12 protein-coding genes are annotated in these 13,142 nt (G+C 30.6%); 1 reads left to right on the forward strand and 11 read right to left on the reverse strand.

Going from position 1 to position 13,142, the window contains the following annotated elements; genetic code table 11:
- Positions 1–246: 246 nt before the first annotated feature.
- The 8 genes from L1S46_RS22315 to L1S46_RS22350 all read right to left on the reverse strand — a co-directional run bounded on the left by L1S46_RS22315 (position 247) and on the right by L1S46_RS22350 (position 9,663).
- Positions 247–1,677: a sugar porter family MFS transporter gene (locus tag L1S46_RS22315; protein WP_012060701.1), complete on the reverse strand. Its 1,431-nt coding sequence runs from the start codon at positions 1,675–1,677 to the stop codon at positions 247–249.
- A 254-nt stretch (positions 1,678–1,931) separates the two neighbouring features.
- Positions 1,932–2,828, reverse strand: coding sequence for a myo-inosose-2 dehydratase (gene iolE / locus L1S46_RS22320; RefSeq protein WP_238901001.1), 897 nt, complete (start codon positions 2,826–2,828; stop codon positions 1,932–1,934).
- Positions 2,829–2,847: 19 nt separating this feature from the next.
- Entirely contained in the window at positions 2,848–3,861 is a 1,014-nt protein-coding gene (iolG, locus tag L1S46_RS22325; RefSeq protein ID WP_238901002.1) for an inositol 2-dehydrogenase, read from the reverse strand.
- Positions 3,862–3,875: 14 nt separating this feature from the next.
- The gene (iolD, locus tag L1S46_RS22330) at positions 3,876–5,807 is read right to left on the reverse strand and encodes a 3D-(3,5/4)-trihydroxycyclohexane-1,2-dione acylhydrolase (decyclizing) (RefSeq protein ID WP_238901003.1); all 1,932 of its coding nucleotides are present in this window, start codon (positions 5,805–5,807) and stop codon (positions 3,876–3,878) included.
- A gap of 14 nt (positions 5,808–5,821) precedes the next feature.
- The gene (locus L1S46_RS22335) at positions 5,822–6,610 is read right to left on the reverse strand and encodes a 5-deoxy-glucuronate isomerase (RefSeq protein ID WP_238901004.1); all 789 of its coding nucleotides are present in this window, start codon (positions 6,608–6,610) and stop codon (positions 5,822–5,824) included.
- Between the two features lie 14 nt (positions 6,611–6,624).
- Positions 6,625–7,644 carry a 5-dehydro-2-deoxygluconokinase gene (iolC, locus tag L1S46_RS22340; RefSeq protein WP_077309457.1) on the reverse strand — a complete coding sequence of 340 codons (1,020 nt, stop codon included), beginning with the start codon at positions 7,642–7,644 and terminating at the stop codon, positions 6,625–6,627.
- A gap of 13 nt (positions 7,645–7,657) precedes the next feature.
- On the reverse strand, positions 7,658–8,503 hold the full coding sequence (locus L1S46_RS22345) for a class II fructose-bisphosphate aldolase (RefSeq protein ID WP_238901005.1): 846 nt from the start codon (positions 8,501–8,503) through the stop codon (positions 7,658–7,660).
- A gap of 5 nt (positions 8,504–8,508) precedes the next feature.
- Positions 8,509–9,663 carry an iron-containing alcohol dehydrogenase gene (locus L1S46_RS22350; protein ID WP_238901006.1) on the reverse strand — a complete coding sequence of 385 codons (1,155 nt, stop codon included), beginning with the start codon at positions 9,661–9,663 and terminating at the stop codon, positions 8,509–8,511.
- 238 nt (positions 9,664–9,901) lie between these two features.
- Between L1S46_RS22350 and L1S46_RS22355 the strand changes: the two genes are divergently transcribed.
- The gene (locus tag L1S46_RS22355; RefSeq protein WP_238901007.1) at positions 9,902–10,669 is read left to right on the forward strand and encodes a DeoR/GlpR family DNA-binding transcription regulator; all 768 of its coding nucleotides are present in this window, start codon (positions 9,902–9,904) and stop codon (positions 10,667–10,669) included.
- Between the two features lie 242 nt (positions 10,670–10,911).
- On the opposite strand, the gene L1S46_RS26430 is transcribed toward L1S46_RS22355, so the two are convergent.
- From L1S46_RS26430 to nagB, 3 genes are all read right to left on the reverse strand, one after another.
- On the reverse strand, positions 10,912–11,130 hold the full coding sequence (locus tag L1S46_RS26430) for an HAD hydrolase-like protein (RefSeq protein WP_343217284.1): 219 nt from the start codon (positions 11,128–11,130) through the stop codon (positions 10,912–10,914).
- Positions 11,131–11,277: 147 nt separating this feature from the next.
- A complete protein-coding gene (locus L1S46_RS22360) occupies positions 11,278–11,988 on the reverse strand; it encodes a GntR family transcriptional regulator (protein WP_238901008.1) in 711 nt (236 codons plus the stop codon).
- A 409-nt stretch (positions 11,989–12,397) separates the two neighbouring features.
- Positions 12,398–13,126, reverse strand: a complete 729-nt coding sequence (nagB, locus tag L1S46_RS22365; RefSeq protein ID WP_012060718.1) for a glucosamine-6-phosphate deaminase — start codon at positions 13,124–13,126, stop codon at positions 12,398–12,400.
- Between the last annotated feature and the right edge of the window lie 16 nt (positions 13,127–13,142).

Raw genomic sequence — 13,142 nt, forward strand, 5'->3', positions numbered from 1 at the left:
TTATAATTAATATTTTTTGTTTTCGATATAATTTATATGGTGGAATTAAATTTTTAAACTTTAATCTTAATTAAACTTTAGCTTACTAGATTCTTAACTATAAATTTAATATCGCAACATATATTCATCACTCATCACTTTATAGTTAAAGGTTTTCATAGAAACAGACTTTAACTACGTTTGTTTATTATTTCAAATGCATACATCATTAATTATTTTTGCACTAATGATTCCCAAAGTATATTGCTACAACCTAGCTTCTATATTTTCTTCAACAAAATCATCATTCTTATATTTTCTAAATGACTGCTCTATTTCCTCCAATGATTTACCATATGTCTCCGGTGCACATTTATAGATAAATATACCTCCTATAATTGACGATCCTATAAACACTATGAATGCTCCTGATAAACCAAATCTTGCTAATAATATAGGGAATACAAAACCTACTATAAAGTTAGCTACCCATAAAGCAAATGCTGATATTCCCATTCCAAAACCTCTTAATCTTAATGGAAAAATTTCTGATATTAATAGCCAAGTTAATGGTCCAAGAAAGGCTTGGAAGAAAGCTATATAAACAATAGTACACATTATTACAACAAAAGGAAGCATAGATGAACCTTGTAAAACGTTTGTAACAACAGATAACGCCGTCATAGCTATAGTCGTTCCAGTTATTCCAAGTAAATATAACTTTCTACGAGGATATTTATCACCAACACATTTTACAAAAAATATAGCTGCTATAACAGACATCAACCCATTTCCTATGTTAGCAATTAATGCCACCTTTGTACCAAATCCAGCTTGTTCCAAAATTGATGTTCCATAATACATCATTATATTAATTCCAGCAATTTGTTGTGTAATACCTATTCCAACTCCAATTAAAACAATTCGACGAATCCAAGGAATAGATAAATCAGCAAATGATGCCTTGTCTAAATGCTTTTCCGCTTCAATATTCTTATTTATTTCTTCTAATTCCGCTTCTGCCTCTGCTTTATCACGAATCTGTTTTAGAACTTCTAATGCTTTTGCTGTTTTTCCATTAGATGCTAACCATCTTGGTGTTTCAGGAAGTACCATCATTCCAAACCACAATACAATTGCTGGAATAGTAGCAAGTACTATCATATAACGCCATACACCAGAATTATCTGCAAAAAGGTTTCCTAATACAGCATTTATAACATAAGCTACTAATTGTCCAGTCACAATCATCATTTCATTTTTAGATACTATGCTTCCTCTTAGGTGCATAGGTGCCAATTCTGCTAAAAATGTTGGCACAATAACTGATGCTCCTCCTACAGCTAACCCTAAAACGAATCTAGAAACAATCATAATATTTGCATTAGGTGCAATTGAACAAGTTATAGTTGCAAAAAAGAATATAATAGCTAACATTCTTATTATCTTTTTTCTACCATATTTATCAGATAGACGTCCGCCAATTATTGCACCAAATGCTGCACCTAATGTTAATATACTTGTAACAAGCCCTTCATTCATAGGTGTCAAATCTAATTGATCTGGTCGTTTCATGAAACTTAATGCTCCATTAAACACACCAGTATCATATCCAAATAGCAATCCCCCAAACGTTGATATGATTTGTATTTTCCTCAAATTGCTTTTTTTCTTAATATTATAAGAACCTTGTTCCATTCTAATTCCTCCTTATCTACTTTAAATAATTAGAATCATTCAGAATTACACAAATACTTTTATAATTTATTTTTTCATATTAATACTGTTTTTCTTAATATATTTATAAATGCTTTATTCTGATTTCAATATATTAGTAACTTATACCTATCATTAGTATGGTAACTAGATATATTGCACACTCTTTTTTAAGAAATACTAGTTACCAAACTTAATAGATTTTGTTCATTTGAAATCTTTTATGAATTTTAATTTTAAAATCCTGTTTTTTCTTTGATGTATTTTCTAGCTTTCATTGCATATTCAAATGGGTTTGCAATTGCTGGATCCTGTTCTGCTTCAACTAATATCCAGCCTTCATAATTGTTTTCATCCAATATCTTAAATATTGGCTCAAAATCTATACATCCATCTCCTGGAACAGTGAATGAACCCTCTCTTACTCCCATTAAAAAACTCATTTTTTCTTTCTTAACTTTTTCTAAAACGTCTGCTCTTATATCTTTTAAATGCACATGCTTAATTCTATTAGCATATTTATTTAATATTGCAATTGGATTCTCTCCTGAATAAACCAAATGACCTGTATCAAATAATAAATATACTAAGCTTTCATCAGTCATACTCATTAACTTATCAATTTCATCAGTGGTTTGTACTCCAGTCCCCATATGATGATGATAAACAATTTTCATTCCTTTATCTTCTGCTAACCTTCCAAGCTTATTTAGACCGTCAGCTAATAATTTCCACTCTTCTTCATTAAAATAATATTTTCCCTCAAATATTGGGGTATCCATTTCCCCTTGAATACTATGCCCTTGCTCTGATACTACTATAACTTTTGCACCCATTTCATGTAAGAAGTCCCTATGAGCTATAAATTCTTTTTCAGTTTCTTCATAAGGCTTAGTAGTTAAAAATGAACTAAACCAAGCACCTGCTATTTGAAGATTTCTTAAGTCTAATGCTTTTTTTAAAACATTTACATCTTTGGGATATTTATTTCCTACTTCAGTACCTTTAAATCCTGCAAGAGCCATTTCACTTACAGCTTGTTCAAATGTATTTTCTTTTCCTAAATCAGGCATATCATCATTTGTCCATCCTATTGGACAAATTCCTAATTTTACTTTTTCAGTATTAAGCATAACAATCTCCTCCAAAATTCTAATATACTATTTCTGATATCCTAACTGGTCTATTCTCTTTCAATGATTTAGTTGCAGCATCTCCTATTAACACAGCTTTTAATCCGTCATCCGCACTTACTGAAACATCTTTATTGTTAGCAATTGCATCTATGAATTCTGTAATTTCATCTGCATATGCCTGCATATACCTTTCTAAGAAGAAAAACAGTGGCTTTTCAGCTGCAACTCCATCCTTAGTTGATATCACCGCCTTTGAGATACTATCATTTCCCACAGACACTTGACCAAGAGATCCAAATACTTCAGCTCTTTGATCATATCCATAAGCTGACTGCCTTGAATTATCTATAACTGCCATTGCTCCATTGGCCATTTTTAGAGTTATAATAGCTGTATCAATATCACCTGCTTCTCCTATTGCATTATCAACTAGAACATTACCAGCTGCATAAACTTCTACCACATCACTACCTAAAAGATATCTTGCCATATCAAAATCATGAATTGTCATATCTAAAAATATTCCTCCTGATACCTTTACATAATCAATTGAAGGTGGTTCAGGATCTCTTGAAGTTATTTTAAGAACATGTGGTTCTCCAATCTTCCCTTCCACAACCGCATTTCTTATGGCTTTAAAATTATGATCATATCTTCTATTGAAACCCACTTGATATTTAACATTTGATTTATTAAGTTCATCTATCACTTCTTTAATTCTTGCCAAATCATGATCAATTGGCTTTTCGCAAAATACATGCTTACCTGCTCTTATTGCTTCTATAGAGATTTTTGAATGAGTATCTGTAGATGAACATATAAGAATAGCATCTATTTCTGGATCTTCTAGTATCTTTTTATAATCTTTATATACACCTTGAATCCCAATTTCTCTTGCCCAATTTATTGTAGCTTCATTTAAAAATACATCTGCTATAGCTTTTACCTCTGCATTTTTAACATACTTTGAAATACTTTCTCCATGAACTTTTCCAATTCTTCCTGCACCAATAATTCCAACCTTTAACATAAATTATCTCTCCTTTAATATTTTCTTGCATTTTTAAGTTGATTTTGCCCATCTTCAAAAGCTTCATTAACAGATTTTTTTTCTGATACTTCAGCTAATCCTACATGCCACCATGATTCATATCCATCAGTCATGGTTTTTGGTAAAACTTTAATATCAATTAACGTAGAAATTTTTTGTTTTTTTGCATCAATCAATGCAACTTTTAATTCCTCTAAAGTCTTAGCTGTATATGTTTTCGCTCCGTATCCACTTGCTGCCTTAGCAAAATCTATAGGAATTAAACCTCCATTAAGCTCTTCTGTGTCTTTATTTCTGTATCTAAACTCTGTAGCAAGATTACCTATTCCATTAGACATTTGTAGATTATTAATACATCCAAATCCACAATTATCAAATAATAATACATTTATCTTTTTACCTTCTTGCAATGAAGTAATAAGTTCTGAATGTAACATTAAGTAACTTCCATCACCAACTAGTGAGTAGACTTCTTTGCTAGGTTCCGCAATTTTACACCCTAGACTTGCAGCTATTTCATATCCCATGCAGGAATACCCATATTCCATATGATATGAATTTCTATAATCAGTTTCCCACATTCTTTGAAGATCCCCTGGCAAGCTTCCTGATGCACCGACTACAATCGCATTATCATCAATACATTCTCTAATCAATCCTAGAGCCGATGTCTGAGTAATAACTCCGCTAGTTAATTCTTTAAATTCTTCCAAGCTTCTTTCATTTCTTGATTTTATAATTGGAGTGAAATCTTTTCCATATTTTATATTAATTAGCCTATCCATCTCCTCTCTCCATGCTTGTTTTGCATTTTTAATCTCCTCTTCATATGATGAAACATAATTTTCTTTTTCTAATAAATTACTAAGTTTCTCAATACAGACTTTAGCATCACCAACCACCTTATTGGAATCCAATTTACTTGCATGAAATTTTGATAAATTTATTGCTATAAAATCTACTTCTGGATTTTTAAATAAAGATTTAGATGATGTCGTAAAATCTGAAAATCTTGTTCCTATTCCTATTACTAAATCTGCATCTTTAGCAATTGTATTAGCAGCCAAATTTCCTGTTACTCCTATTCCTCCTAAATTCATATGGTGACTTCCTCTTACAGCACTTTTTCCTGCTTGCGTTTCTCCTATTGGAATATTAAACTTTTCTGCAAATCTTTCAAGTACTTCTCCAGCTTCTGAATATCTAACACCACCGCCACAAATTATTATTGGTTTCTTTCTCTTAGTTATTAATTCAACACATTCTTTAAACTCTTCATCCACAGCTATCGGTCTTGTTATTTTATGAATACGTTTTTTAAAGAAATATTCTGGGAAGTCAAAACTTTCACCTTGAACATCTTGTGGTAATGCTATGCACACAGCTCCAGTATCTGATGGATCTGTAAGAACTCGCATTGCATTAATCATTGCAGACATTAATTGCTCTGGTCTGGAAACTCTATCCCAATACTTACATACTGGCTTAAATGCATCATTAGTTGTAATTCCCATATTATAAGATTGTTCAATTTGTTGGAGTACAGGATCTGGTTGTCTACTAGCAAATGAATCTCCTGGGAACATAAGTAATGGAATATTATTCACTGTTGCAGTAGCTGCTGCTGTAACCATATTAGCAGCTCCTGGTCCTATTGATGTTGAACATGCTATTATCTTTCTTCTATTATTTTGCTTAGCAAAAGCTGACGCAACATGTGCCATTCCCTGTTCGTTTCTTCCTTGATAAACTTTTAAGTTTCCTGGATTTTCATCAAGTGCTTGTCCAAGTCCTAAAACTATTCCATGCCCAAATATAGTAAAGATTCCATCAATAAATCGTTCCTCTTTCCCATCAAATAAAATGTATTGATTATTTAAAAATCTTATTAGTGCTTGAGCTGTTGTCATTTTAATAGAATTCATCTCTTTACCTCCCTTTACTCCTCAGGCCATATTTTAGCATTCTTATTCCAAAGCCATTTATGTTCATCTACATCTATTCTATCTGTCCAAGGATTATTTTCTAGATGCCTAATCATCCAACAATAATACATTGCATATCCTGGAGCAGATGTTTGCGGATGTACATCTCCCCCAATTATTGTTGCAAAGCTATTATCTAGAATCTTATATGCTTTATCTCCATTTAAGCACAATCCAAATCCTTGTGGTTTATTGAACTTATAAAAGTAAACTTCTGGTTGAGGATGGTAATGTGGAGGATAGCTTGACCATTTTCCTGGATATGTTATAACTTCTCCAATAGCCATATTGGAATAAGGTGCATTTTTATAATCAAATATTGTTCTTACCACCCTTCTAGCTGTACCATTCCAAGTCCCTTCTCCAAAGATTTCACTCTTACATTCACTTGGTGAATATAACTTTGGTTCAAAAAATCCCAAATTTTCAGTGCTTTGAATTAATATCTCACTATCTTCACTGGCTTCAACAGTAATTCCAACTTTCTTAGGTACATGTAAACACCATGGATCCTCATCAAATACTGATTTTCTTTCAATAGACTTAGAATTTTCAAGCCAATTTATTTTCACTTGTCCTGTCAGAAGTAAGATAGCTATTTCCTTATCACTTTTTAGATATTCTCTTCTTTGATTTTTTTCTAATTTTTCTACCGTTACATCCATTAACATTTCTTTATTTTTACCATTAATTTGACATAATATATTCTCGCCATTTTCCAATCCATCCAAATTATGAACCATATTAACTCCTCCTTTTATGCTCTAGCTACCATATCTCCATATTCTTCTTTTTCTTCTTTTATAAAATTTCTTATTGCTTCCACTGTAGGCATATCTTGTGAGCAACTATGACTAGCCACTAGCATTGCTGCTGATGCACTTCCAAATTCCAATGAATCCATAATGTTCCATCCTTCTAATAAACCATATAAGAATGCTGATGCATAAGCATCTCCACCACCAAATGATTTAAGTAACTTAACAGGAAATGGCTTTATATTGTATGACTTTCCATCGCTGGTATACGCAGTAGATCCTTCTTTTCCATGTTTAATTACTACTATTTTGTTTCCATAATCTAACCATCTTTTTGCTGTTTCTTTATCTGAACTTTTCTCACCAGCAATTAATTTTTCCATCAAATCAAATTCTTCTCGTGATCCCATTACAATATCACTTTGTTTTCCTACTATAGAATAGTATATAGCTATTTCATCGCTATTTTTCCAATTATACTCTCTATAATCTACATCAAATATTATGACTGTATTATTCTTTTTTGCTAATTCCAGCGCTTTCAATGCTGCTTCTCTTGACGGACTTTTGGCAAGAGCTGTCCCAGATATTACTATGGCCTTAGTCTTTTTTATATATTCTTCGTCTATTTCATCAACATTCAATTCTAAATCCGCAATTCCCTGTCTATACATTAGTATACTGCTCTCTGTTGGGCTTGCTATTTCAGTAAAAGTTAGCCCTAAATTTTCTCCATTCTTTGAATACTTTATTTGAGATGTATCTATACCTTCATTATCGAAATAATTAACAACAAATTCTCCAAACTGATCCTTTGATACTTTGCCAATGAATCCAATTTTTTTACCTAATCTTGCAAGTCCAACTGCAATATTAGCTGGTGATCCTCCTAAATATTTTTTAAAAGTACTACTTTCAGATAAAGGCTTGTTAATATCTATAGGATTAAAATCAATTGCGACTCTTCCTATAGGTACTATATCCAGTTTTCTTGCTTTATCAAATTTAATATATTCCATTTATAGTTCCTCCTTATGCTTTATTTGAACTGCCAAAGATTTCTATGTGCTTTTTAACATTTTCGTAGGCAGCCTTAATCTCTGTTTCATGTAATTTAAAATAATCATAATCCTCTAATTTCTTGTTCAATTCTTTCACGCTTTCCTTAACTGAATTGAATGTAGCTGTTGCAATATTTATTTTTTTTATTCCCATTGTGGCACACTTTTTAAAATCCTCCGCTGATATTCCAGATCCTCCATGCAGAACCAACGGTATTAGCATGTTATTTTGTAAATTTTTAAGTACGTCAAACCTCAAATTAGGCTCTCCAGTATATACTCCATGAGCATTGCCTATTGCTACAGCCAAAGCATCTATTTCTGTATTTTCAAAAAACTTTTTAGCACTTTCTAACTTAGTCACTTGAATCTCTATTTCTTCACTTCCATCTTCACTGCCACCAACATGTCCAATTTCAGCTTCAACTGATGCATTATATAATTTTGCTATGCTTGATATTTTATTAGTTATTTTTATGTTTTCTTCAATATCTAAATGTGATCCATCGATCATTACTGATGTAAATCCTAAATCTAAAGCCTTCTTTACATTCTCAATTGTAGCTCCATGATCAAAATGTACTCCTACTGGCACTTTTGAATTTTCAGCAGCTTTTACCATCATTGGACCAATAAGCTCTAAAGGTGAATATTTTAATCTTACTTCAGCTATTTGAAGTATAATTGGAGATTTTAATTCTTCTGCTGCCTTTATGACTCCCATAACCATTTCCATATTAGCAACGCTAAAACTTCCAACCGCATAATTTTCTTTTAAAGCACTTTTTAAAAGTCCTCTCATATCTACTAATGGCATTTCATTTACCTCCAAAGTGCTTTATATATAGAAACAATATCTTCATGTGTAATATTTTTAATTGTATTGCTTGGACTACCGCTTTCAATTGCATCATCAGCCATTTTATCTAAATTATCGAAAAACTTGTTCCGGTCTATTCCATACTCTTCTAATGAAGGTATTTGAAGCTCCTTACACAAACCGTTTACAGCATCAACAAATTTTTTTGAAGCAATTTCATCTGATGTTTCCTCATTAACAATTTTTATATTTCTAGCAAGTTCAGCAAATCTAGAGTAAGCACCGTCTAGTACAAATGTAAGACATTCCTTCAACAACATTGCATTAGATATTCCATGTGCCACATGAAATAATGCACCTATTGGTCTGCTCATTCCATGCACTATTGTTACAGATGAATTGTTAAAAGCAATTCCTCCTTCTAATGCCGCAATAGACATTTGAGTACGTGCTTCTTCATTTTTAGGATCTTTAAATGCTATAGGTAAATATTTAAATATTCTTTTTACAGCAGAAATTGCAAATACATCGGAAAGTGGTTGGGATTTTTTTGATGTATATGCTTCAATTGCATGTGTTAAAGCATCTATTCCTGTCGCTGCTGTAGTTTTTGCTGGAGCTGTCATTGTAAATATAGGATCTATTATTGCTAGCGTCGGAAGTAATGAACTTCCCTTTATAAGCATTTTTACATCATTTTCTGTATCTGAGATTATCGTAAATTGAGTTGCTTCTGATCCTGTTCCTGCTGTAGTTGGTATTGCAACCACTTTGGGTAATTGATTTGTTATCTGTTTTCCCATATAGTCTGATATCTTCCCGTCATTACTAGTCATCATTGCAATGGCTTTCGCCGAATCTATTGGACTTCCTCCTCCAATAGCTATAAGAAAATCACAATTTTCTTCTTTAAATATTTCTACCCCCTTTTCTACCATTAAATCAGTTGGTTCACCATTTATATCACTATATATCTTGTAATAAATTTTCTCTTCCTCTAATATGTTTGTTAACATTTTTACATTTCCTAAACTAACCATAACGCTATCAGTAACGATTAACGCTTTCTTACCTAATAATTTTAGATATTCTTTACTATCGATGAGAGCTTTCCCTCCTGTTAATATTTTCTTCGGCATCATGAACTCATTTGACATTTTAGTCACCCCTCTAACTTTTGATTAACTATTGATTACCTTTTGATTAACTTATTGTTACTTTATGATTCAATTATAAATATGTTTTTATCACTTGTCAATAATTACATATTGGTTTTTGTAACTTTTTTCTAAATATAAAATTAAATTCTATAATTACTTTCACTTTTAAATTCTTTGGTTTATAATATTAAATTAATAATAGTAATTCTATTTTGACTTATGGGAGTGAATTTTAATGCGTTCTAAGAGAATTGATTTAATAGAAAAGTACATATATAAGCATAAAACTATCTCTATTGATAAACTATGCGAAGAATTTAAGATGTCAAAAAATACAATTCGTAGAGATATAGATACTTTAGTCGATAGAGGCGTAATAAAAAAAGTTTATGGTGGAGTAACTGTAAATAGTAGTAATAAGGAACTTTTATCTTTTGAGGAAAGAACAATAAAAAATAATTTTGCTAAATTATCTATTGCTGAGAAAGCATCACAATTTGTTGAAGATGGCGATTCTATTTTCATAGATTCAGGCACAACAACTTTTAATATGATTGAATATTTAAAAGATAAGAAGAACATTACTGTTTTCACAAATAACTTAAATGTCATAGTCCAAGCAATTCCATATGAGAATATTGAAATAATTTGTCTTTCTGGAAAACTAACTAGAAAAACATCTTCTTTTACTGGGTTAACTGCTCCTGATATATTATCAGCTTATAATTTAAATAAATGCTTTATGGCTTGCACAGGAATATCACTTGAAAACGGTGTCACAAATACCTCTCCAGACGAGTATAAAATAAAAAAAGCAGCAGTATCTAAAAGTTCTAAATGCTTTTTATTAGCTGATACCTCAAAATTTGATGTTGTATCTTTGATGACATTTTGTGATATAAAAGATCTTGATTATGTTATAACAAATGATTGTCCTCCAGAAAAGTATGCAGACTATTTTCATAATTATAATATTGAACTTATAGTAACTAATGAAAAATAGAGATAGCAGTTTTTAATCTGCTATCTCTTTCATAAATCTTCTTATTATACATTTACAAAATCCTTACCACTTATTTCACATATATCTTCAATAGATATAAATGCTATTTAAATGCCCTCTTTTCATTGAATCATTATATATATCTTCTCTAACTTTTTCTAAAATCATTTATAGTAATACTCAATTCTAAGATAATCATCACTTATATACTTTGTAATACTAATTTGCAAAAGTCTTTCCATTTAAATTTCAGAAATTATTTCAATCAAATCATTTACTTTATAATCGGCTTCTGACTGATCTATGTAGTAATCTCTTGGCTCCAAAGCTACAACTGTTAGCCCTGCTGCTTTTGCTGCTCTAATTCCTAATGCTGAATCTTCTACTGCTAGAACTTCTGTTTCCAGTAATTCTAATGCTTTTATAGCTCTAATGTAGATCTCTAAATCTGATATCTTTATTGTATATCCTTTTCAATTTCACTGAATGCAAAAATAAGCTTAATGAAAAGTGTAATTCACTTTTCATCAAGCTTATTTTTTTCTATTTAATTTTTGAAATTCTATTTTAACTCCATCAATTATAATTGTAATAAAAGTAATTATATCTTATTTAATACTTACGGTCCTGAATTCAATCCTATCACTTCTATGATGTGCTGTTGAAAATTCAAAAGGCTGGCCATTGTCTAAAAAGCCCACTTGTTCTACTTCCAATATTGGAAAGTTATTTTCTATTTCTAGATACTCCTGTTCCAACTCATTTGGTAAAATAGCTCGAATAATCCTATGAGCACTTTTTATTTTAAGTTTAAGATTTTTTTCAATGTAACCATAAACTGAACTCGTTAAAATATCATTTTTTATGCCAGGTATAAGGCCTATTGGCATATATGTATACTCAATTACATATGGACTATCATCCGCGTATCTAGTTCTTATTACATAATAAACAAAGTCATCAATAGTAATTTTTAGCTTAGTTGCAATTTCTTCCGTTGGGTGAATTACTTCGAATTTTATAATTTTAGATGTTACTTTTCTATCCTTATGAGCTTCTGAAAATCCTTCAAATTGTTTTGCTAGACTTAATTCCTGAACCCCTTCTTCATCAAGAGCTTTTACAAATGTTCCAGAACCTCTTCGCTTTATTACTAACCCTTGAATTACTAGTTCATCAACAGCCTTTTTTATTGTTATTCTACTAACCCCATAATATTCACACATTTCTTTTTCTAAAGGCAACTGTTCATTAGGATTATATTCACCATTCAATATTCTATTTCTTATGTCTTCAGCAATTTCCTCATATTTTGCCATTATATTCACCTTTCTCCTTACGGTATAACTTATATACATGTTTATCATATCATTTATATATTAATTATATCATTTCTATACATCATTAAACACTTAAATTAAGTTTAATTATACAAATTATAAGGCAATTATATATGTTCAATAAAATAATATTTATATATATAAATTATTAGTATCTTTATTCAATTAAAATCTACTGTTTATAATGACTTTACTAGTTGTGTTAAGCACATCTAATAAAAAAATCACTGAACATCATAACTCTAACACACAATTCATATTAAAATATGATATAAATTGTACAAAAAAAGAAATCATTCTTGATTTCCTTCAAAATAATAAAAACTATATTAAAAAACTCACCGTTATTTTAATATAGTTTAAAATTTTAATTTCACCTATTTTACAATTACTTAATTGCATTTGCCATTTCTTCATCTATTATTACTGTTACATCTTTATGCATGTGTAACATAGTTGCCGGATTATGAGTTGTAATATTTCCTTTAAATAATCCTTTTATTGCTTCTGCTTTATCTTGACCTCTTACTAACAATACTATTTTTCTAGCTTTCATTATTTGACCAAGTCCCATAGATAAAGCTTTAGTAGGTACTTCCTCTATAGATTTGAAAAATCTAGAATTTGCCTCTATTGTAGTTTTAGTTAAACCTGTTACATGAGTTTCTGCTATTAAAAAATCATCTGGTTCATTGAATGCAATATGGCCGTTAGCACCTATTCCAAGGATTTGTATATCAATACCACCTAATTCATCCACTTTTTTATCATAATTCTTAGCTTCTTCATCAAGGTCTTTTGCTAAGCCATTTGGAACAAATGTATTTGCTTTATTTATATTAACATGATTAAATAGCTTTTCATTCATAAAATATCTGTAGCTTTGAGGATCTTCTCCTCCAAGTCCAACATACTCATCTAAGTTTACTGTTTTTATATTAGAAAAATCTATTTCTTTATTTCTGTTCATTTCTATAATCTTTTTATATAAACCTTCAGGAGTACTTCCTGTAGCCAGTCCTAGGACAGCATTTGTTTTCTCAGAAATTACCTCCTTAAATATTTTAGCTGCAACTTCACTCATTTCTTCATAATCTTTAACTACTAGTAACTTCATTATTATTACGCTCCTT

The organism is Clostridium sp. YIM B02500, assembly GCF_022324665.1.
Classification (GTDB): Bacteria; Bacillota; Clostridia; order Clostridiales; family Clostridiaceae; genus Clostridium; species Clostridium beijerinckii.

Bases quoted from the DNA above. Each gene is read 5' to 3' on its own strand.
- L1S46_RS22315 (WP_012060701.1), bottom strand. From the start codon at position 1,677: ATGGAACAAGGTTCTTATAATATTAAGAAAAAAAGCAATTTGAGGAAA.
- iolE (WP_238901001.1), bottom strand. From the start codon at position 2,828: ATGCTTAATACTGAAAAAGTAAAATTAGGAATTTGTCCAATAGGATGG.
- iolG (WP_238901002.1), bottom strand. From the start codon at position 3,861: ATGTTAAAGGTTGGAATTATTGGTGCAGGAAGAATTGGAAAAGTTCAT.
- iolD (WP_238901003.1), bottom strand. From the start codon at position 5,807: ATGAATTCTATTAAAATGACAACAGCTCAAGCACTAATAAGATTTTTA.
- L1S46_RS22335 (WP_238901004.1), bottom strand. From the start codon at position 6,610: ATGGTTCATAATTTGGATGGATTGGAAAATGGCGAGAATATATTATGT.
- iolC (WP_077309457.1), bottom strand. From the start codon at position 7,644: ATGGAATATATTAAATTTGATAAAGCAAGAAAACTGGATATAGTACCT.
- L1S46_RS22345 (WP_238901005.1), bottom strand. From the start codon at position 8,503: ATGCCATTAGTAGATATGAGAGGACTTTTAAAAAGTGCTTTAAAAGAA.
- L1S46_RS22350 (WP_238901006.1), bottom strand. From the start codon at position 9,663: ATGTCAAATGAGTTCATGATGCCGAAGAAAATATTAACAGGAGGGAAA.
- L1S46_RS22355 (WP_238901007.1), top strand. From the start codon at position 9,902: ATGCGTTCTAAGAGAATTGATTTAATAGAAAAGTACATATATAAGCAT.
- L1S46_RS22360 (WP_238901008.1), bottom strand. From the start codon at position 11,988: ATGGCAAAATATGAGGAAATTGCTGAAGACATAAGAAATAGAATATTG.
- nagB (WP_012060718.1), bottom strand. From the start codon at position 13,126: ATGAAGTTACTAGTAGTTAAAGATTATGAAGAAATGAGTGAAGTTGCA.